We start from the raw sequence: 20,396 nt of genomic DNA on the forward strand, positions 1-20,396 counted from the left end.
GTCAGGGCAGCGCGGCGACGGCCGCGTGCAGCCAGGTGGACGCCGGGGCGTGCACGACGGGCTGCGGTGTGCCGTTGATGGTGGCGGTCAGCGCGTGGTACCTGCCGAGCAGCTCGACGTGCCGGGCCACCTGCGGCCCGGGGTCGGCGGCGACGATCTGCCGCCGTACCTCGGTCAGGTCCCGCTCGCCACAGCGACTGCCGGTCAGCGCCACCCACCGCGTCGCCAACTGCCGGGCCTCGCGGGAGTCGACAGGTACGCCGGCCTCGGACGCGGCCCTGGCCTGCGCGAGGATCTCGACCTGTTCCGCGATCTGCGCCTGCGTCGACGGGTCGTCCCGCCCGTGGTCCGCCGCGTCGGCGAAGGTCTCACCGAAGAACCGACGCACCGCCCGCCGGAATCCGGCGTCACGCACCATGTCGGCCAGCTCGATCCACGCGTCGAGCTGCTCACCGGTGGGGTCCTCCGGCAGCCGGGGCCGCCACGGGCGCAGGTGTTCGACGAACTCCCGCACGTCGAGGCCCTCGGTGACCTCGGCCCAGAACTCCTCCACGAGTTGCTCACGGTCGTCGTCGGACATCGACGCCAGCCGGTGCACGAGACCCACCTGCCCGGCCTCGCTGTCCTGCCGCACCACGGCCCGCAGCACGGCACGCCGGGTACGCAACTGCCCCATCTGCCGCTCGACGAGCGCCAGATGGGCGGTCGCGAGGTCCCGCACCGTGATCTCCTCGGCCAGCAACCGACGGATCTCGTCCAGCCCCGCGCCCAGGTCCCGCAGCGTACGCACCAGTTCGAGGGCCGCCACGCCCCGCGCGTCGTAGCACCGGTACCCGGCCCCGGTGTACCCGGCGGGCGCGACGACGCCCTCGTCGGCATAGAACCGGATGGTGCTGACACTCAGCCCCGTACGCCGGGCCACCTCACCGATCGACAACCGCTCGTCCATGACCACCACCCTGACGTCTCAAGCCACTGGAGAGTCAACAGCGGACCCGGCGAGCCGGACAGGGCGATGCCGCCGACCGGGCGCCCCCACCCGGCGGCGTCGGGGTGTGGACCGAGCGCGGAAGGGCACCCGGAGCCCTGACGGCAGGGGAACCGTCCTCACCGCTCGTCGATGTCGTAGCCGGCGGCCACGTCGGCACACTCGACGACGCTCACCTGGTCGGCCCGCAGGCGCAGGTAGGCCCGCGCACCCTGGTCGCCCCGCGCGGTCGCGGCTGCCTCCGTCCAGTGGTCGCGGCCCAGCAGCACCGGATGGCCCGGCTCGCCGTCGTAGCAAGCGCGGGCCAGGCAGCCCGGGTGCGTGTGGGTCCGCAGCCGGGCCACCGCCGCTGCGGTGACTCCGGGCATGTCCACCAGGTGCACGCACACGGCGGAGATCCCGGGCAGGCCGGCGGCCGTGTTCAGGCCGAGCCGTAACGACGAGGACAAGCCCGCGGCCCAGAGCGGATTGTCGACGACGTGGACGTCCGTCAGGTCGACGGCCGCCCGGGTCTGGTGGGCGCCGGCGCCGAGGACCGCGATGAGCGGGTCGCACCCGCCGTCGCGCAGCGCGCGCAGCGCCTGCCCGAGGAACACCGGTGCCTTGGGTCCTCCGTAGCGACGCCCTGCCCCGGCGGCCAGGACCAGTCCGGCGACGGGGTTCGCCGTGCTGTCAGGGTTCGTCCCCGCCCGTGGGACGTCCGGCCGCCCGCGGGAGCGGACGAGGTCGTGGGAAGGGGTCGTCCGGCCGGCCGGTGGTCGGACGTCACCCATGGGCCGTCGTCGTCGCGTGGACGCCGATGGGCAGCCGGGAGTCGCGCAGTCGGCCTCCGGCCCGACCGTTTCCCGCCGCGACCACCTCGGCGAGGATGGACAGGGCCGCCTCGGCCAGCGACGCGCCGCCCAGGTCCAGTCCGGCGGGACCGGCGAGCCGGTCCAGGCCGGGTGTGCCGGCGAGGCGTCGCAGGCGCTGGGTGTGGGTGGCCCGACTGCCCAGGGCCGCCACGTGTCCCGCGCCGCCGGCCAGTGCCGCACGGATGGCCTGGTCGTCGATACGCGGGTCGTGGCTCACCGCGACCACGGAGTCGCCGGGTCCGGGCGGGTGGCGGGTCAGCCACTCGCCCGGCCAGGCGCGCACCAGCCGGACGCTGGCCGGCAGCGCCCCGGACCCGACGTGGAGGGGGCGTGGGTCGATGACGGACACCGCCAGGTCCAGTGACTCCGCCAGGGTGGCCACCACCCCGGCCAGGTCGGTCGCTCCGGTGAGGACCAGCCGCCGTCGGCGCGGCAGCTCCTCGACGTACGTCGGGTGGCCGTCGGGGAGTTGGGCCCTGGTCGGGGCCACCGACCACCGGTACGGCGGCTGTAGTCCGACGCCCACGGCGACGGGTCTGTCCGACCGCAACGCCACGGTGATCGCGTCGTGCACCGGCGGCGGTGGTGCGGGCAGCACCAGCACCTGCATGGTGGCGGAGCAGGCGGGCGTTTCCTCCCACGGCAGCAGGAACTCCCCCGGTGTCACGGGCAGCACGTGCGCCGCCGCTCCGGCGAGGACGGCGCGGGCGGCCTCCACGACGACGGCCTCGACGCAGCCCCCGGACACCGAGCCGCGCCATGTGCCGTCCGCCGCGACGGCCATCGTCGATCCGAGTGGCCGTGCTCCCGGGCCGTCCCGCGCCACCAGCCGGGCGAGGGCGACGGGGCGTCCGGCCCGGCGGTGGGCGTCGACGAACGACCAGACCTCACGCAGCATCGGGGGTGCCCGGGTCGGCGGGCTCCAGCACCCGGTCGAGGCGGATCGGGAGGATCCGCTGGCGGGTGCCCGTGGCGTGCCATACGGCGTTGGCGATCGCCGCCGCGGTGCCGGCCGTGCCGATCTCGCCGAGCCCGTTGAACCCCGACGGGTCCTGCGGCTCGTAGTCGGGCACGAAGTCGGCCTCGACGTCGGGCACGTCGGCGTGGGCGGCGATGTGATAGCCGGCGAAGTCGCCGTTGGTCTGCCTGCCGGTACGCGGGTCGCGCACGCTCTCCTCGTGCAGGGCCATGGACAGCCCCATGATCATTCCGCCGATCACCTGGCTACGGGCGAGCAACGGGTTGATCACCCGGCCCACGGCGAACATGCCGAGCAGGCGACGCACCCGCACCTCGCCGGTCGACGGGTCGACGGCCACCTCCGCGAAGACGGCGCTGAAGGTCTGCCGTTCCCGGCCGGTTTGGTAATCGATCATCGTGGTGGTGTCCACCGTCGCGGTCACCGGCCAGGCCGGGTCACCCAGGTTCTCCCGCAGTTTCCTGGCCGCCTCGGTGATGGCGAAGGACCAGGATGTCGTGCCCCGGGAGCCGCCCGCGCCCCAGGCCATGCCGAGGTCGCTGTCGCCGATCCGGATGCGGACCCGCTCCGTGCCGACCCCGAGCGCGTCGGCGGCGACCGCCGTCAGCGCGGTACGGGCACCCGTGCCGATGTCACTCGCGCCGACCGACACCGTGAACGTCCCGTCCGCCTCGGCCGTGATCGAGGCCGTCGACGGGAACACCCCGGCGCCGAAGGAGGTGGTGGCCATGCCGGTGCCGATCAGCAGTGGACCCTCGTGCCGGCCACGCGGACGCCGGTCGCGCGTGGCCCAGCCGAACCGGCGCGCGCCCTCCCGCAGGCAGGAGACCAGCCGGCGGCTGCTGAAGGGCAACCCCGACACGGGCCCGACCGGGGGCTGGTTGCGCAGGCGCAACTCCAGCGGGTCGAGGTCGAGCCGCTCCGCCACCTCGTCGATCGCCGATTCCAGGGCGAACGAGCCGGGCGTCACGCCCGGCCCGCGCATCGAGGCCGGCGGCAGGATGTCGAGGGGTACGGCGGTGAGCTGCGTGCGGATCGCCGACGCCGCGTACAGGATCTTGGCCTGCTCGGTGCACCACTCGATGTACTCGGCCAGCGGTGAGAGGGCGTACGCCGGTCGGTGGTGGATGGCGCGCAGGCGGCCGTCGGCGTCGGCGCCGATGCGCACCAGCTGGTCCGTCGGGGGCCGCGACGCGGTCGCCTCGAATACCTGCGCCCGGGTCATGACGACCCGCACCGGACGTCCGAACCGCTCACTGGCCATCGACCCGAGGATCATCTGCGGGCCGCAGGCGACCTTGCCGCCGAAGCCGCCCCCGACATGCTCGGCGCGGATGTGCACCCGCTCCCGGTCGATGGACCACAGCGCGGCCAGAACCTCGGACACACTGAACGCGCCCTGGTTGGCGTCCAGGGCGTACACGTGGCCCCCGTCCCACCACACGGTCGCGGCATGCGGCTCCAGGGCGCTGTGGCTCTCCTCCGGAGTGCGGTAACGCTCGCTGACCACGACCGCGGACGCCGACAGTTCCGCCTCCACGTCGCCGGTGTCCGCCTCCGGGCCGAAGGCGGTCGATCCCGGCCGGGCCGCCGGGTGCTCCAGGCTGAAGTCCAGGTCGTGCGGTTCGACGTCGTAGGTCACCCGCAGCGCCGCCGCTGCCGCCCGGGCCTGCTCGGGCGTCTCGGCCACCGCCAGCGCCACCGGCCGGCCGGCGTACGGGATCACGTCGTCCTGGAGCAGTTGCATGCTGCCGTCCGGCCCGAAGTAGTTGCCGGCCCGGGGGTCGAGCCGGGGCGCGTTGCGGTGGTCGAGCACCCCCAGCACGCCCGGCATGCCGAGCGCGGTCGAGGCGTCGATGTCGCGGATCCGGCCCCGGGAGATGGGGGCGGTCACCATCCAGCCGTGGGCCAGATCCGGCATCGGCACGTCCGCGGCGTAGCGGGCGGCACCGGTGACCTTCAGCGGACCCTCGATCCGGGGACGCGGGGCGCCGACGGCACCGGGATCGAGGTTCGTGCTCATCGGTTTCCCTCCGTTGCGGCGAGCCCACCGAGCACGGCCTCGACGAGGTTCCGCGCCAGGGCCACCTTGTATCCGTTGTCGCGCAGAGGCTTCGCGGCGCTCAGCTCCGCCTCGGCGGCGTCGCGGAACAGATCGGCGGTGGGCCGGGCGTCGCGGAGCACCGCCTCGGCGGTGCGGGCCCGCCACGGATGCGATGCCACGCCGCCGAGGGCGACGCGCACGTCACGTACCACGCCGTCGCGGACGTCGAGCGCGGCGGCGACGGAAACCGTCGCGAAGGCGTACGACGCGCGCTCGCGGACCTTGCGGTAACGCGACCGAGGGGTGTGCGCGGACCCGGGCAGGACGACGGCGGTGATCAGCGCGCCGGGCGGCAGCGCGGTCTCCCGGTCCGGACGGTCGTCGACCGGCAGGTAGAACTGCTCCAACGGGATCTCACCGGTGCCGTCGAGCGTCTCGTAGCGCACGACCGCGTCGAAGGCGCAGAGCGCCACCGCCAGGTCCGAGGGGTGGGTGGCCACACAGTGCGCGGTGTGGCCGAGGATCGCGTGGTTGTGGTGCACCCCGGCGACGGCGGCACACCCGCTGCCGGGGATCCGCTTGTTGCAGGGTGAGGAGAGGTCGGTGAAGTAGCCGCAGCGGGTCCGCTGCAACAGGTTGCCGCCCACCGTGGCCATGTTCCGCAGTTGGCCGGATGCGCCCGCCAACACGGCCTGGGCCAGCGCCGGGAACCGGCGGCGCACCTCGGGGTGGGCGGCTGCGTCGCTGTTCGTGGTGGTCGCACCGATGACCAGCCCACCGTCCGGTGCCACCTGGACACGGTCGAGGGGAAGCCGCCGTACGTCCACCAGCCGGGTCGGCTCCTCGACCCCGCGCTTCATCAGGTCGACGAGGTTGGTGCCGCCGCCCAGATACCGGGCGCCGGCGTTGCCGGCGACCGCCGTGAGCGCCTCGTGGACCTGTGTGGCGCGCTGATAGGCGAACTCCCTCACCCCGCCACCCCCGGCCGGGCGGCGGTCTCGATCACCGCACGGACGATCGCCGGGTACGCCCCGCAGCGACACAGGTTGCCACTCATCCGCTCGCGTACCTCGACCTCGTCCAGTTCCGGCGCTCCGTGCGGTGCGTCGTCGACGGTGACGACGCTGGGCCAGCCGGCCGCGTGCTCGGCGAGCATCCCGACCGCCGAGCAGATCTGCCCCGGCGTGCAGAAGCCACACTGGAAGCCGTCCAGGCGCACGAACGCCTCCTGGATCGGATGCAGCCTGCCCCCGACGGCCAGCCCCTCGACGGTGGTGATCGCGGCAGTATCGGCGGCGACCGCGAGGATCAGACAGGAGACCACCCGCCGGCCGTCACGCAGCACCGTGCAGGCACCGCACTGCCCGTGGTCGCATCCCTTCTTCGGCCCGGTGACGCCCAGGTCGTCCCGTAACACGTCGAGCAGCGTCCGACGGTTGTCCACCGACAGTCGGTGAGTCACGTCGTTCACCAGCAGCGTTATCGTGCTGTGTGTCTGATCGGTCATCGTCGTCACCTCCCGCTCATTGAATCGGGTATCGCGTCATTCGAAAGAAGTGTTCAGGTAATCAGTTTTCGGGTGCGGCATCCATCTCGATCCTCGCGATTCCTTGCTCGATCCTCCGCGATTCCGGTCCACCGACGATCGCCGCCACGTGGGCTGACGGAATCGACGGACGTGAATTCCGACGGCGCTGGCGGGTCTCGACCACGATCAGGATGATCAGGACGGCGACCAGCCCGGCCAGGCCGACCATCGGCGCGAGCGTGGCGGCAGCCGGACCGGCGGCGGTGAGCACACCTGCCGTCACCAGGCGCGGCAGGCTCGTCGCACGGTGCACGAGCCGCGCGAACAGCAGGTGACCGGCGAGGTAGAGGGCCGCACCGCCGTAGAGGGACAGCGCGTAGAAGACTCCCAACGGTCCTGTCTCGTCGGCGTGGGCCACCACACCCTCCACCCCGAGCGCGGTGAGCACGATCCCGGCGACCAGGGGAAAGTGACCATAGGTGTACGCGTCGACGGCCAGGCTGACCCGGACGGCGTCGTGCACGGCGACGAGGCGACGCCGGGCCGCGGGTGCCACCACGTCGAAGTACAGCCACCACAGGCAGACGGCGGTGCCGACGCCGAGGACGGCGGCGGTCAGCAGCGGCACGCCGACGGGCTGGCCGGCGGCCCCCACCCCGATCGCGACAGTGGACTCACCGAGGGCCATGATGATGAACAGGCCGTGCCGTTCGGTGAGGTGCGCCGGACTGTGCAGCCGCCAGGCGCCGCGCCTGGCCGTGAGGTAGATACCGGCCCAGTCCACCAGCAACGCGACACCGAACAGCAGCACCTGGGCCCAGCCACCCAGCAGCGCCCCGCAGAGCAGCAGCGCCGCGCCGGCCAGCAGGGGCGGCCAGGTTACCGCGATCTGTTGCCGCAACCCGGTGTCCCCGGTCGCGGCCACCGCGTAGACCGCGAGGTGCACCCACCGGACGAGCAGGTAGGCGCAGACCAGGACGACCGGGCCGGGTAGGCCGCCGGGAGCGTCCCGCCAGGCCTCGGGGATGGCCAGCGCCACTACGAACATGGCCGCCATCGCGCCGACCATTCCCGCCCGCAGCAGGCCCTCGTCGGCCCGGGAGTGGTTGCCCAGCCAGGTGTAGCCGGACCATGTTCCCCACAGCAGGGCCAGGATCAGCAGCCCCCGCAGGACACCGTACGGGCTGTGCTCGTGGGCCAGGTAGGCGGTGATCTGGGTCGTCGCGAAGACGTAGACGAGGTCGAAGAACAGCTCGAACGGCGTCGCGCGGTGGTCCTCGCCGACCGGGCGGACGGCCGGATCGGACCGCTTCCCCATGGCCGATCCTCCTCTCGGGTTCTCGTCGCTCAGCGGACCAGGGACACCAGCGTGCGCGGTCGCGCTGCCACCCGGGGTCGCCGGCAGAAGTACACGAACGCCGGCGGCAGGTTCGCCCACACGGTGCGGCCGGTCACGACCTCCTCGAACCGGTCGTCCAGCGCCCGCCGCAGTCGCCGGGCGGGCGGGGCCCAGCGGGCGAGCGTGTAGCCGAACGTGGTGAACGCCCCGTCCGGGGTGAGCGCGTCGGTGACGGCCTGCAGCAGTTCGTCCTGCTGGTTCCCGGCGAACGCCGCCCACGGCAGGCCGCTCACGATCACGTCCGCCCGGCGGTGACCCCGCCGCGCGAGCACCTCGCCGAGGTCGCGGGCGTCGGCCACGGCGACGTCCAGGCGCGGGTACCGGGCGGCCAGCAGGCCCGCGAACCGCCCGTTGACCTCGACGGCGAGGTGGTGGCCTCGGCCAGCGAGCCGGCGCTGGACGGCGGCCGTGAACGCTCCGGTGCCGGGGCCGAGTTCGACGACCAGCGGCTCACCGAGGTCAGGCACGGGTGCGGTGACGAGGTCGGCCAGCGGGCCGCCGCTGGGGGCGACCGCGGCGACGGTCAACGGGTCACGGAGGAACTCGCGCAGGAACTGCGCCCGGTGGTTGTCGCTCATCGCCCGGCCCGCCGCCCGGCGAGCTGCGGCTGTGGGGTCAGGACCCGGGCGAGCCAGTCGGTGCGGGCGCGGCGGGCCTGGGCCGAGATCAGCGCCTGCGGGTACAGGGCGTCGAACCCGTGGAAGCCACCCGCCCAGATGTGCAGCTCGGCCTGGCCGCCGGCGGCCCAGACGCGGGTGGCGTAGGCGACGGCCTCGTCGCGGAACACCTCGGCGGTGCCGGCGTCGACGTAGGTGTCCGGGAGGCCGGACAGGTCGCCGGCCGTCGCGGGAGAGACGTGAGCGGGTACGGCGTCGTCGGCCAGATCACCGAGCACCGACCGCCAGCCGAACTCGTTCATCTCGCGCGTCCACACGCCGGGCTCGCCGGCGTACTGGCGGCTGGAGGTGGTGTCGTTGTGGTGGTCGAGCATGGGGCAGATCAGCACCTGGGCGGCGAGCGGCGGGCCACCGCGGTCGCGGGCCAGCAGGGCGATCCCGGCGGTGAGGCCGCCGCCGGCGCTGACCCCGGCGACGATGATCCGGCCCGGGTCGACGCCCAACTCGTCGGCGTGCTCGGCCACCCACAGCAGACCGTGGTAGCAGTCGTCGACCAGGCTGGTGCCGGTGGCCTCGGGCGCCAGCCGGTAGTCCACGGAGACCACGACGGCACCGAACAGGTCGAGCCACTCCAGAGGGATGTCGAGCTGGGAGAAGCGGTCACCCATCACCATTCCACCGCCGTGCATCCAGTAGACGCACGGGGCCGGGGCGGTGCGGGCCAGGCCGGCGGGGCTGAAGACGGACAGCGGGATGTCCGCGCCGTCGGCACCGGCGATGCTGACCTCGCGCCGGTCGATCGCCCGGCCTTCGAGCAGCGGCTCCACGGGCATCGACGAGAACTGCCGGATCTGCGGAAGCACCTCGCGGTTGAGTTCGGGTACGAGCGGCATGTCGGCGAGGAGTGCGCGCAGCTCGGGGTCGAGAGGGGGACGTGTCAGTGCCATGAGGGGTTTCCTGTTCGTGTTCGGTGCGCAGGGGCGGATGTCCGGGCCGGATCTCAGATGGCGGCCTTGCCACCGATCGGCACCTCGTCGAGGTATGCCGGCTCGCCGGCGATCAGCGGCTGGAGCCGGGTCACCAGGGCCTGCGCCTCGTCGGTGGCGAAGAACCTGTGATGCGCCTCCTGGGTCGTCCAGCCCTCGGTGACGTGGACGACGTCGGAGTCGGCGGCGGATCGGCCGATCAGGAAGACGACGCAGTCCTCGTTCGCCAGCGACGGCGAGGCGAGCAGGAAGTCGACCAGTTCGTCGCCCTTGCCGGGGCGGGCGGTCATGGTGGCGTGGAAGCCGTAGCTTGCGGTCATCGGGCACTCTCCTCGGCGGCTGCCACCGGATGTCGGCGGCGACGGTGTTGCCTGGCTGGATCCAGCCTCGGGGCCACCCGGTCGGCCCTCATCAGTCATCCGACTTCCGGGATCCGGGCCGCAGACTGCCGATGACCTAGCCGGTGGTGCTGCAATCGGGCAGGCCCGTGGCCGGGTGTGACCGGCGACGTGAGCGGAGTCGCCGGCTCACCGCGCCCCGGTGCTCTGGTGCGAGGGCTGCGGGATCCGCCCATCGCCGGCATGTCGGCCCCGGGGTTAGGTCGTTCGACAGATGCGCGGGCCGACAGCCACGCCGCACCATCGACGGTGTGACGCCATCAGGACGGGAACATCCCGCATCGCCGCCCACCGTGCTGCGGATGCGCGAGGTCCGCGACCGGGCCCTGTTCGACCTCGACGACGGGCCGGTCACGCCGTCGAACCGGGTCGATCTGACGGCGGCCACGCAGCTGCTCAACGTGCTGCTGGCGAGCCTGGTCGTGTCCTCGTTGCAGTACGAGCAGCACGCGCTGGTCGTCCGCGCCCCGGCGTTGCGGCCGCTCGCGGACCTCCTGTTCGCCGGGGCCGACCGTGACCGGGGCGACGCCCGGCTGGTCGCGAATCGGATCCGGCAACTCGGCTGCGTCGGCGACTACGACCCACAGCACCTGAGTGCCCGGTCCAGGGTCGCCTTCCGCGCATTCCCCGACGGTGACGTCGTCGGCATCGTGACGCAGAACCTCGTAGGGGCACGGATCCTCGTCCAGACGTTGCAGGAGGCGGTGCGCTGGATCGGCGACGACGACCCCACCACCCGGCGGCTCCTGGAGCGGCTGCTCGAAGCGAAGGAGACGCAGGCCGACGAGCTCAGCGCACAGTCTGCTCAGCAGCAGACGGCGACAGGGCGTCCCGGAGCGCGGCCCGTGACGTGACGCCCAGCTTGGGAAAGATCCGGTACAGGTGGGCACCGACGGTCCGGTGCGACAGGTACAGGCGCTCGGCGATCTGCTTGTTGGTCATGCCGCTCGCCGCCAGTTCGGCGATCTGGAGTTCCTGCGCCGTCAGGTCACCCAGTTGCCGTGGGGGCGGTCGATAGCCGCAGGCGCGCAGTTCCCCCTCCACCCGGGCGAGCCAGGGTTCGGCCGCCATGGCGGCGAAGCCGTCGCGTGCGGCGAGCAGGTGCCGGCGGGCATCCACCGGCGACCGGGTCCGCCGCAGCCTCTCCCCGAGGGCCAACCGCACCCGGGACCCGTCGAACAGCCACCGCCCCGTCGCCGGGTCGGCCAGCAGGGTCTCCAGGCGGGTCACCGACTCGTCGTCGGCGCGGACGACGGCCTCGGCGCCGGCCTGGAGCAGGGCCATCCGGGGCGACAGGCCGGCCACGTCCGCGTCGCGCATCGCCCGGACGTGGGCCTGGGCCTCGGCCGTACGCCCGGTGCGGACGGCCACCTCCACCAGGTCGAACATGACCCAGGTGCAGTGCGGCACGTGGGAGGCGAGCACGCCGGGCGGGCTCATCGCGGCGGCGTGCCCGAAGGCGGCGTCGTAGTCACCCTGCCCGATGGCGGCGAGCACCCGGGGATGCTGCGCGAACACCGCCGCGGCGGCGACGCCCCGGGGCAGCGCCCAGTGGGTGATCTCGTCGGCGAGCGCGTACGCCTCGGCGAACCGTCCCCGGCCGGCGGCCAGGATCGCCCGGTTGTACCGGAAGTACCACGCGAAGAACGAGAAGCCGCTGGTGTCGCAGGTCCGCTGGCCCTCCACGGCGAGTTCCTCGGCCTCGTCCCACCGGCCCGTCAGGAAGTCGTCGAGGCACAGGTGCATCAGGGCCCCGAGGTGCCGGCGGGGCGCCCCGCCGTTGCGCCCGTGCTGGACCAGCTGCCAGGATGCCTCCCGCGAGTCGCCGAGACGGTCGAGATACACCGAGGCCGTGCCGATCCGCATAACGCGGGTGGGGTCGGCGTCGTCGGTCAGCGTCCGGAGCACCGCGTCGACCCGGTGCAGCGCCGCCTTCCCGGTGCGCACCGGGTCGGCGAAACTGTCGCTCGCCAACGCGAGCACGTCCGGCGGCCGGGGCCGGATCCGACGCAGCGCCGTGAAGAACGGCGCCCAGTGTCGCGGGGTGCTGCCGTACCAGCACAACAGCAGCAGGGTGTGCATGGCCTCGACGAGCGCCGGATCGTCGGCCCGGTAGCCGTGGTCCCCGGTCTCGATGGCACCCGCCAGCAGCCGGTGGGCGGTGCTCACGTCACCATCCCCGTTGATCATGAGGAAAGCGGTCGCGTTGGCCGCGTGCAGGGAACCGACGGAGTCGGGAGCCGCCCGACGGGCGTCGGTCAGCAGGATCTTCGCGTCGTCGATGGTGCCGCTGGCCTCCGCGCCGATGTACGCGGCCTCGGCGAGCCGCCGTCCCCGACCGGCGCTCGTGGCGCTCAGCTCGGCGGCGCGGACCAGGGCCGCCACCGCCGCGAACCCGTCCCCACGGCGCATCACCCGGTGCGCCGCGTCCTCGAGGATCTCCGCCACCGCCTCGTCCGGGCCGACGGCGGCCGCCGCGAGGTGCCAGGCCCGGCGCTCCTCGTCGTCGACCAGGGCTCCGGCGAGGGCGACGTGCGCGGTGCGGCGCTCCTCATGGGTGGACATGGCCACGATCGCCGACCGGATCAGCGGATGCCGGAACGCGATCCGGGCCGTGGGGTCGTCCACCCGCACCAGTTGCGCCCGCTCGGCGGGGGCCAGGTCGGCCAGGCTGGACTGGTCGGGCAGCGCGGCGCGGAGCACCCGGACGTCGCCGGTTCCCTCGAACGTGGCGAGCAACAGCACCTGCCGGGTCGCCTCGGGCAGCCCGGTCAACCGGGCCGCGAAGATCGCCTGAAGGCGGTCGCTGAGGGGAACCACCTCGGGGTGCGTCTGCGTGCGCCGCACGGAACCCAGCAACGCGGCGGGCAACTCCATCAGCGCGAGGGGGTTGCCCTGGGCGAGGTCGAGCAGGCGGCGGCGTACCCGTGCCGGCAGCTGCGGGTGGCGGACGTCGACCAGCCGCCCCGCCGACTCGTCGTCGAGCGGCCCGACGACGTGCTCGGACAGCCCCCGCAGGTCGAGGAAGCTCACCGATCCCGTCCTGGTCGACGCCAGCAGCCCGGCCCGGCGGCCCGCCAGCCGCCGGGCGACGAAGCCGAGGACGACGGCGCTGGCCCGGTCCAGCCAGTGCACGTCGTCGACCACCAGTACGACCGGCCCGTCGGCGGTGAGCTCGGTGACGAGCAGCAGCGCTGCGTTGCAGACCAGTAGGACGTCCGGGGGCGTGCCGACGCCGAATCCGAGCGCCACCGACAGCGCCTCGCGCGGACCGGGCGGGAGGCGGTCGAGGGCCGCGTACGCGGGTAGCAGCAGCTGGTGCAGGCCGGAGTAGCTGACGTCGGCCTCGAACTCCGACCCGGACGCCCGCAGCACGCGCATCCCGCCGGCGAGGGCGAGTTCCGTCGCGGCAGTCATCAGGGAGGACTTGCCGACCCCCGGCTCGCCGCAGATCAGACGCGCGCCGCCGCCCTGGCGCACCCCGTCGAGGAACTCGGCGAGCTGCACCAGGTCGTCGTGGCGTCCGTACAGTTCGCTTCCGGCCACCCGTACCTCACGCGCCTGTCGTTGTCCGTCGACCCCCCGGCCGACCTCGCCCCTGTGTCCGGGCAGGCTACCGGGGGCGTGCCGGCACCGGCTTGTCCGTCGGGCAGGCAGGCAGGAACGGGCAAGACAACGCGAGTTCTCGTCAACTGTCGCGCGTTGCGGACCGTGTGGCGGTCCGGGCGTGCAGGCGGGCCGCGTCCTGGCGGGGCGGGCCCCCGAACTGCCGGCGGTACTCGCGGCTGAACTGTGCGGCGCTCTCGTAGCCGACGCTGCGGCTGACCCCGGCGACGTCGCCGGGGTTGGCGGCGAGCAGCAGCCTGGCGCGTTGCAGGCGGATCTGCTTCTGGTACTGGATCGGGCTCATCGAGGTGACGGCCTGGAAGTTGCGGTGGAACGCCGAGACGCTCATCCCCGCCCGCTGCGCCACGTCCTCGACCCGGAAGGGCTGCGCATAGTTGTCGCGGATCCACTGGACGGCCCGGGCGACGTGGCTGAGGCTGCTGTCGGGCAGGCCGAACTGGCGCAGGACGCCGCCCTGCTCGCCGGTGAGCAGCCGCCAGATGATCTCCCGCTTGATCAGGGGCGCGAGCATGGGAATGTCGCGAGGCTGGTCGAGCAGGCGCAGCAGTCGGACGGCGGCGTCGAGCAGCTCGTCAGGGGCTCTGCTGACGGCCAGGCCGGCTGGTGGATGGGGGGCGGGTGCCGGCAGGTCCGCCGGGTCCGCCTGGAGCAGCACCTCGGCGACAGCGGCCGGGTGCAGGGTCAGGCCGAAGCCCAACGCCGGCTCCTGCGGGCTGGCCCGGGCGAAGTGCGCGGTCACCGGCAGGTCGATCGAGGCGACGAGGTAGTCGCCGGCCTGGTACTCGTACACCCGGTCGCCGAGCGCGAACCGCTTCGTTCCCTGGACGACGAGGGCCAGCACTCGGCCGTAGGTGGTCGGCGTCGGCGGGCTGGGCCGGTCGGCGCGGAAGATGCGGACGTCAGCGATACCGGTGTCCAGATCGGGCCGAGCATGCCGGGCCAGCAGAACGCGCAACTCGTCGAGCGGCATGCCCACCATTCAAGCATCGCGACCGGCGTGTCCCGGGCAAAGGTCGCCGTCGGGGGCCGCCCCGAGGTCGACCGCGCCCCACCCTGGTCGGGAGCGAGATGCCGCTGTGCCGGCATACCAGGATGATGTCCGAAGAAGCCGTAGCTACTCGCTGGCCCGGCTCGGCGTCGACCACGTGGACATCCACCGGCCGGCGCGGCTCGACCGGTCGGTGCCGATCGAGGACACGATCGGCGCGATCAAGGACATGATCGACGCCGGTTACGTACGGTTCGTGGGGCTGTCCGAGGTCGACGCGCAGACCGTCCGGCGGGCGCACGCCGCACACCCGGTTGTTGATCTTCAGATCGAGTATTCGCTGCTGTCGCGGGCGGTCGAGGCCGAGGTGCTGCCCGCGCTGCGGGAGTCGGGCATCGGGCTGACCGCGCACGGGGTGCTGGGCCGTGGTCTGCTCTCGGGGAACTGGGTGCCGGGGCGGGCGGACGATCCGCGCAACCACGCCCCCCGCTTCTCCGCCGAGAACGCGTCGCACAACCAAACTCGCTCCGGTGGAGGGGTTGCGCCGGGTCGCCGATGGGAAGGGGTGGAACCGTCGGCCGGTGATCCCGAAGAGATCGAGGCGGCCGTGCCGAAGGGCACGGCGCGCGGTGACCGCTACCCGCGGCGTTCATGGGCGAACCTCGGCGTCGGCAACCGACGCCTCGACGGGCAGCCGTGACCGGGTGGGCCGGGGGAATCCGGACGCCGGTGACGATCGGGGCCCGCAGTCCGAGCGGGGGCGGGCAGGGGAACGGTTGACCGAGGAGCCGGGGGCGCACCGGGCGATGGCGTAGATCCGGTCGGGGTCAGCTCAGCGACATGTGCCGGTGTGCCCCGCTCCGTCCACCCGCCGGCCAGCACCGGGCGGGCCGCCGGTGGATGGTCCCGACATCCTGATATACGATACGGGACGTGTCGTATCGCAATGAGGAGCCATCAGGGACCCGCGGCCGGCCGCGCGATGCCGAGCTGGAGCGGCGGATCACCGCGGCCGTTCTCGGGATCCTCGCCGAGGACGGATACGAGGACGTGTCCTTCGAGGCGGTGGCCCGACGCTGCCAGACGTCGAAGGCCAGCCTGTACCGACGATGGGGATCCAAGCGGGACATGGTGATCGCCGCGGTGAAGGCGGGGCCCGCCCGGCACTCGACGTCCCCGCTGCCGCAGGGGGCCACCCTGCGCGAGGACCTGCTGACCCTGGCCCGGCGGCTGGATCGCACGATGGCCGCCGGCGACACCGGCACCGCGTTGATGCTGCTCCAGGCCGGGCTGAAAGACCCCGAACTGTGCGACGCCATCGAGAACTCCGCCGGCCCCACGGGGGCCAGGCTGCCGCAGGCGGTCATCGACGCCGCCGTTGCCCGCGGCGAACTGCCCGCCGGTGTGAGCCCGTTCGCCTTCGAGGAGGTCGTCGGGTCGGTGCTGCTGCTCCGGCACGCGAACGGGCTCGCGGTCGACGACGCCTACCTGTCCGCACTCGTGGACACCGTGATCATCCCGGCGCTCGTCGCCTCCGCGAACAGCGTCACCACGTTGCCCGCCGGCCTCTTCTCCGGCCATCCCGAAACCCGCACCACCGACCCGATCCAGGGGGAATCGTGACCACACCATTCGTGATCGACAACGTCACCTACCGCACGCTCGCCGGCGCCGGCGGCGTGGAACTCAACGTCGCCGTCGGCGGCCGGGGGCCGGCCGTCGTGCTGCTCCACGGCTTCCCGCAGACCCACTACATGTGGCGTCACGTCGCCGGGAAACTCGCGACCGACCACACCGTCATCGTTCCCGACCTGCGCGGTTACGGAGCCAGCGGCAAGCCCGTCGCCGAGGACCCGGACACCTACTCCAAGCGCACGATGGGCAACGACGTGATCGCCATCACCCGTCAGCTCGGCTTCGACCACTTCGGACTCATCGGCCACGACCGCGGTGCTCTGGTCGCCGTCCGCGCCGGCCTCGACCACCCCGAGGCGGTGCGCTACCTCGGCATCCTCGACGTCCTGCCGACCCTGGACACGTGGGCCGTCCTGCACGGCGTCGACGCCAAGGTCGCCTGGCACCTCTACCTCATGGCCCAGCCGGCCGGCCTGCCCGAGAAGATGATCGCCGCCGTCGGTCCCGAGTTCTTCGGCTCCTTCCTCGACGCCTGGGACCCCACCGGCACCACCTTCACCCGCGACGAGCGCGACCACTACGTCGACAGCTCCGTCGCCGCCATCGACTCGATCGTGGCCGACTACCGCGCGACGGCCGGCATCGACCTCGACATGGACATCGCCGACCGGGAACGCGGCGCACACCTCACGATGCCCGTCGGTGTCATCTCCCAGGACTGGGGCGCCCAGCTCGGCTTCGACGCCTCCGCGCTCTGGCGCGCATGGGCCCCGCACCTCACCTACCAGGCCACCACCAGCGGCCACTTCATGGCCGAGGAGAACCCCGACGAGATCGTCACGTTCATCACCGCGCTGGCCGGGCGCGCTCCCGCCACCGGGCACCGGACCGTGGGATGAGATTGGCGAGCCGCACGTCTGGCCGCGCGAGGAACGGCGCCTGCGCCCGTACCACTGCGGCGGTCAGGCGTGCCGCGGTGTTCCGCCCCCGGGCGGCGGCCGACGGGCGGAATCCCTCGGCGGCCGGCGCGGACGCGGCTCCGCCGGCGTCGGTGGTGTCTCAGTCGAGGTCGGCGAGATCCAGCACGAAGCGGTAGCGGACGTCGCCGCGTTCGAGCCGGTCGAAGGCCTGCCGGATCTGGGCGGAGGGCAACAGTTCGATGTCGGCGGTGATGCCGTGCTCGGCGGCGAAGGACAGCAGTTCGGTCGTGTGCCTGGTGCCGCCGGTGCCCGAGGAGCTGAGTTTCCTGCGGCCGAAGCTCAGCTCCATGAGGTTCACCGGCGTCTGCATGGGGAAGCCCAGCACGCTGAGGGTGCCCTCCAGGGCCAGCAACCGCAGCAACGGCGACAGGTCGTGCGGGCCGGAGATGGTGTCCAGGATGAGGTCGAAGCGGCTGGCGGCCCGCGCGAGCTGGGCGTCGTCGGTGGTGACGAGCAGATCGACAGCGCCGAGCTCACGGGCGTCGTCGGCCTTGCCGGGGGTACGGCTCAGCACGGTGACCTCGGCACCGAGCGCGGCGGCGAGCTTGACCCCCAGATGGCCGAGGCCCCCGAGTCCGGCGACCGCCACCCGGCTGCCGGCACCGATTCCCGCCTCGCGCAGCGGCTCCCACATGGTGATGCCGGCGCACATCAGCGGAGCCGCACCCGCCGGGTCGAGGCCGGCGGGCAGCCGGTAGGCGAACTTCTCCCGCAGCACGTACTCACGGCTGTACGCACCCTTGGTGATGGTGCCGTCGAGCCGGTCGGGACTGCCGTAGGTGCTGGTCGGGCGTTCGAGACAGAAGTTCTCCTGGCCGGCCCGGCACATGGGACAGGTCCCGCAGGAGTCGACGAGGGTGCCCACGGCGACCCGGTCGCCGGGAGCGAGGCGGGTCACCGCCGCCCCGGCGGCGGTGACCGTGCCGGTGAACTCGTGACCGGGCACGATGCCGGCGGCGTTCTTGTAGTGCGGCATCATGCCGTTGAGCAGGTGCAGGTCGCTGTGGCAGACGCCGCAGTAGTCGACGCGGACCGCGACGTCGTCGCTGCGCAGGTCCCGCCGCTCGAACGTCGCCCGCCGCAGGCCGACGGTGCCGTCCACGCTCTGCCATCCGATGGTCGTCCGCACCGGGACTCCTTTCAAACAAACTGTTCGGTATTTTCTGAACCTAGCCGGTGGCCGGACTGAAAGCAACCGACTCGTCTGTTTGTTAGAGTTGGTCACATGTCCTCTGGTCCCGTGACCGCCAAAGGCGCAGCTACCAGCCGCCGCATCCTGGACGCCGCCGCCGCCGAGTTCGCCGAGCGAGGCATCGCCGGAGCCCGCATCGACCGGATCACGGCCGCGGCACGCACGAACAAGGCCCAGGTGTACGGCTACTTCGGCAACAAGGACGGCCTGTTCGACGCCGTCATCGCCGACCGCGCCGACCAGCTCATGAGCGCGGTCGCGTTCGACGCGGAGGACCTGCCCGGATCGGCGGTGGCGATGTACGACGCGAACCTGCGCGACCCCCGACTGGTCCGGCTGCTGACCTGGCTACGCCTGGAGCGGCAGCCCACCGGCAGCCTGGGCCGGGCCGTCGACCACGAGCCGAAGCTGGCGGCGATCGCCCGGGCGCAGGCCGCCGGCCGGGTGCGCCCGGGCGATCCCTTCGACCTGTTCACCCTGGTCCTGAGCATGGCGTTCTCATGGTCGGCGGCCAGCATCGGCTACGCCGCGACCGCCGACGAACCCGACGAGGACCACGAGCGGCGGCGCAGGCTCCTGGCCGCGTGCGTCCGGGACGCGATCTCACCGGGCACCGCGCCGCCGGACTGACCCCGGCCACCCCGGTCCCCTGGTCAGCGGCCCGTCCAGCAGCTGAGTTCCATGCCGTCCTCGACCGGGAAGTCGACGCTGACGTAGCCGTTGCCCGGGTCGCGGACGTAGGCGACGTAGTCGCTCATCGACTCGAACGTGGAGTCGTCGCCGACAACCAGGGCACCCGGGGCGAGCCGCGCCTCGAGCAGACGCAGGACGGGCAGGCACATCTCCTTCCAGCCGTCGAGCAGCGCCAGGCCGATCGGGCCGCCGACCGTGCCGAGGGTGGTCAGCGCGTCGCCCTCGAGCACGGTCACGACGTCGCTCAATCCGGCCTCCTCCAGGTTGGCGCGGGCCGCCTTCACCTTGGTCGCGCTGAGCTCGGTCGTCGTGACGTGCCCGACCCCGTTGTCGCGCACGGCTGCGGCGAGGTGGAGCGTCGAGATCCCGTACGCGGTGCCGAACTCGACCACCGTCTGCGGTCGGACCGCGCGGACCAGGGCGTAGAGCAGGTCACCGCCCCGGGCCGAGATCGGCATGTAGACGTCTTCGAGCAGATCGGCACGTTCCCGGGCGGTGGCCGTGGGTGCGGGCCGACCCGGCGAGCGCTCGTCGTCGCGCTCGGCCTCGGTGAACAGCCGGTCGATCAGGTCGCGGACCGCCGGGTCGTGCAGTGTCGTCGTCATGGAAGGTAGGTTAGACGCAACGTTGCGTCTAGGGAAGACGTGGGTCTTGTAGCGTCTCGGAAGACGTGGATCACGCGGGAGAGACACCTCACGGGAAAGGAGCGCCCGATGCACCGCGGCAACCGGCACGGCCGCAGCGAGGCGGCCCGCGAGGCCGTGCTCCAGGCGGCGGACGACCTCGTCGCCGAGATCGGCTACGCCAAGGTCACCATCGAGGGCATCGCCGCCCGGGCCGGCGTCGCCAAGCAGACGATCTACCGGTGGTGGCGCTCCAAGACCGACATCCTGGTCGACGCGTTCACCGCCGACAGCGCCCAGGAACTCACCCTGCCCGACACCGGCGCCTTCCGCACCGACCTGCGCGCCCACCTCGATGAGCTGGTCCGCTTCCTGGAGGTGTCCGACTCGGGCGCGGTGTTCCGGGCCCTGGCCGGTCAGGCCCAGCACGACCCCGAACTGGCCACCCGGCTACGTGCGGAGGTTCTGCCACGGCTGCGCGCCCGCGACCGCGTGCCGTTCGACCGGGCGGCCAGCCGGGGCGAACTGCCCGCCGACGCGGACGTCGACCTGCTCGTCGACCAGGTGGTCGGGCCGATCCACTTCCGGGTGCTCGTGACGGGCGAACCCGTGACACCCGCGCTGCTGGACGCGCTGGTCACCCTGGCGGCCCAGCAGCAGCCCGACGCGTCGCCCCGCCCGCGACAGCCGGGCGGGGCGGCCAACTAGATCCGGGTCGGGGCCGGCCGCCCGCCGGCCTGCCGGTGGGTGTCCTGGCCTGTCCCCCGCCCCAGGCACCGGTGGGCCACGACGACGTCGTCCAGGGCGGGAACTCCCCCGCACACGGCCGTCACGCGCATCGTCCCCAGGCGTGCCCTACGGATGC

General features: G+C 72.9%; 20 protein-coding genes. 6 read left to right on the forward strand and 14 right to left on the reverse strand.

All coding sequences use genetic code 11. The features are described from left to right. Nucleotide 1: 1 nt before the first annotated feature. The 10 genes from ACN265_RS18115 to ACN265_RS18160 form a co-directional block, all read right to left on the reverse strand. Nucleotides 2-949: a MerR family transcriptional regulator gene (locus ACN265_RS18115; RefSeq protein ID WP_421408647.1), complete on the reverse strand. Its 948-nt coding sequence runs from the start codon at nucleotides 947-949 to the stop codon at nucleotides 2-4. A gap of 158 nt (nucleotides 950-1,107) precedes the next feature. After that, on the reverse strand, nucleotides 1,108-1,635 hold the full coding sequence (locus tag ACN265_RS18120; RefSeq protein ID WP_421411523.1) for a nucleotidyltransferase family protein: 528 nt from the start codon (nucleotides 1,633-1,635) through the stop codon (nucleotides 1,108-1,110). A gap of 118 nt (nucleotides 1,636-1,753) precedes the next feature. Continuing rightward, nucleotides 1,754-2,740 carry an XdhC family protein gene (locus tag ACN265_RS18125; RefSeq protein WP_421408648.1) on the reverse strand — a complete coding sequence of 329 codons (987 nt, stop codon included), beginning with the start codon at nucleotides 2,738-2,740 and terminating at the stop codon, nucleotides 1,754-1,756. Continuing rightward, complete coding sequence (locus tag ACN265_RS18130) at nucleotides 2,730-4,844, reverse strand: xanthine dehydrogenase family protein molybdopterin-binding subunit (protein ID WP_421408649.1); 2,115 nt, start codon at nucleotides 4,842-4,844, stop codon at nucleotides 2,730-2,732. The genes ACN265_RS18125 and ACN265_RS18130 overlap by 11 nt, the downstream gene beginning before the upstream one ends. Beyond that, nucleotides 4,841-5,836, reverse strand: coding sequence for an FAD binding domain-containing protein (locus ACN265_RS18135; protein WP_421408650.1), 996 nt, complete (start codon nucleotides 5,834-5,836; stop codon nucleotides 4,841-4,843). Before ACN265_RS18135 ends, ACN265_RS18130 begins: the two co-directional genes overlap by 4 nt. Next, entirely contained in the window at nucleotides 5,833-6,372 is a 540-nt protein-coding gene (locus ACN265_RS18140) for a (2Fe-2S)-binding protein (protein WP_420115950.1), read from the reverse strand. Before ACN265_RS18140 ends, ACN265_RS18135 begins: the two co-directional genes overlap by 4 nt. A 61-nt stretch (nucleotides 6,373-6,433) precedes the next feature. Next, a complete protein-coding gene (locus ACN265_RS18145) occupies nucleotides 6,434-7,711 on the reverse strand; it encodes a low temperature requirement protein A (protein ID WP_421408651.1) in 1,278 nt (425 codons plus the stop codon). A gap of 29 nt (nucleotides 7,712-7,740) precedes the next feature. Next, nucleotides 7,741-8,370 (reverse strand): class I SAM-dependent methyltransferase, encoded by a 630-nt coding sequence (locus ACN265_RS18150; protein WP_420115948.1) that lies wholly within the window; start codon nucleotides 8,368-8,370, stop codon nucleotides 7,741-7,743. Further along, nucleotides 8,367-9,356: an alpha/beta hydrolase gene (locus ACN265_RS18155; protein ID WP_421408652.1), complete on the reverse strand. Its 990-nt coding sequence runs from the start codon at nucleotides 9,354-9,356 to the stop codon at nucleotides 8,367-8,369. Before ACN265_RS18155 ends, ACN265_RS18150 begins: the two co-directional genes overlap by 4 nt. A gap of 53 nt (nucleotides 9,357-9,409) precedes the next feature. Next, a complete protein-coding gene (locus tag ACN265_RS18160) occupies nucleotides 9,410-9,715 on the reverse strand; it encodes a putative quinol monooxygenase (RefSeq protein WP_420115946.1) in 306 nt (101 codons plus the stop codon). Nucleotides 9,716-10,095: 380 nt separating this feature from the next. Here ACN265_RS18160 and ACN265_RS18165 point away from each other — a divergent pair, with 380 nt between their 5' ends. Then, nucleotides 10,096-10,647: a ferritin-like domain-containing protein gene (locus ACN265_RS18165; RefSeq protein ID WP_421408653.1), complete on the forward strand. Its 552-nt coding sequence runs from the start codon at nucleotides 10,096-10,098 to the stop codon at nucleotides 10,645-10,647. Here the strand turns inward: ACN265_RS18165 and ACN265_RS18170 are convergent. Then, on the reverse strand, nucleotides 10,583-13,339 hold the full coding sequence (locus tag ACN265_RS18170; RefSeq protein ID WP_421408654.1) for an ATP-binding protein: 2,757 nt from the start codon (nucleotides 13,337-13,339) through the stop codon (nucleotides 10,583-10,585). The two genes, ACN265_RS18165 and ACN265_RS18170, sit on opposite strands and share 65 nt — an antisense overlap. 142 nt (nucleotides 13,340-13,481) lie before the next feature. Then, entirely contained in the window at nucleotides 13,482-14,390 is a 909-nt protein-coding gene (locus ACN265_RS18175; protein ID WP_421408655.1) for an AraC family transcriptional regulator N-terminal domain-containing protein, read from the reverse strand. Nucleotides 14,391-14,496: 106 nt separating this feature from the next. On the opposite strand from ACN265_RS18175, the gene ACN265_RS18180 reads away from it, so the two are divergent. The 3 genes from ACN265_RS18180 to ACN265_RS18190 all read left to right on the forward strand — a co-directional run bounded on the left by ACN265_RS18180 (nucleotide 14,497) and on the right by ACN265_RS18190 (nucleotide 16,942). Beyond that, on the forward strand, nucleotides 14,497-15,108 hold the full coding sequence (locus ACN265_RS18180) for an aldo/keto reductase (protein ID WP_421408656.1): 612 nt from the start codon (nucleotides 14,497-14,499) through the stop codon (nucleotides 15,106-15,108). Nucleotides 15,109-15,341: 233 nt separating this feature from the next. Beyond that, on the forward strand, nucleotides 15,342-16,031 hold the full coding sequence (locus tag ACN265_RS18185) for a TetR/AcrR family transcriptional regulator (RefSeq protein WP_421408657.1): 690 nt from the start codon (nucleotides 15,342-15,344) through the stop codon (nucleotides 16,029-16,031). Next, a complete protein-coding gene (locus ACN265_RS18190) occupies nucleotides 16,028-16,942 on the forward strand; it encodes an alpha/beta fold hydrolase (RefSeq protein WP_421408658.1) in 915 nt (304 codons plus the stop codon). Before ACN265_RS18185 ends, ACN265_RS18190 begins: the two co-directional genes overlap by 4 nt. 160 nt (nucleotides 16,943-17,102) lie before the next feature. On the opposite strand, the gene ACN265_RS18195 is transcribed toward ACN265_RS18190, so the two are convergent. Next, nucleotides 17,103-18,152, reverse strand: a complete 1,050-nt coding sequence (locus tag ACN265_RS18195; protein ID WP_421408659.1) for an NAD(P)-dependent alcohol dehydrogenase — start codon at nucleotides 18,150-18,152, stop codon at nucleotides 17,103-17,105. 96 nt (nucleotides 18,153-18,248) lie between these two features. On the opposite strand from ACN265_RS18195, the gene ACN265_RS18200 reads away from it, so the two are divergent. Further along, a complete protein-coding gene (locus ACN265_RS18200) occupies nucleotides 18,249-18,845 on the forward strand; it encodes a TetR family transcriptional regulator (RefSeq protein ID WP_363658200.1) in 597 nt (198 codons plus the stop codon). A 23-nt stretch (nucleotides 18,846-18,868) separates the two neighbouring features. On the opposite strand, the gene ACN265_RS18205 is transcribed toward ACN265_RS18200, so the two are convergent. Continuing rightward, nucleotides 18,869-19,513 carry an O-methyltransferase gene (locus ACN265_RS18205; protein ID WP_421408660.1) on the reverse strand — a complete coding sequence of 215 codons (645 nt, stop codon included), beginning with the start codon at nucleotides 19,511-19,513 and terminating at the stop codon, nucleotides 18,869-18,871. A gap of 108 nt (nucleotides 19,514-19,621) precedes the next feature. Here ACN265_RS18205 and ACN265_RS18210 point away from each other — a divergent pair, with 108 nt between their 5' ends. Next, nucleotides 19,622-20,239, forward strand: coding sequence for a TetR/AcrR family transcriptional regulator (locus ACN265_RS18210; protein ID WP_421408661.1), 618 nt, complete (start codon nucleotides 19,622-19,624; stop codon nucleotides 20,237-20,239). The last annotated feature ends 157 nt before the right edge of the window (nucleotides 20,240-20,396 follow it).

The sequence above is a fragment of the Micromonospora sp. WMMD730 genome (assembly GCF_049178955.1).
GTDB lineage: Bacteria > Actinomycetota > Actinomycetes > Mycobacteriales > Micromonosporaceae > Micromonospora > Micromonospora wenchangensis.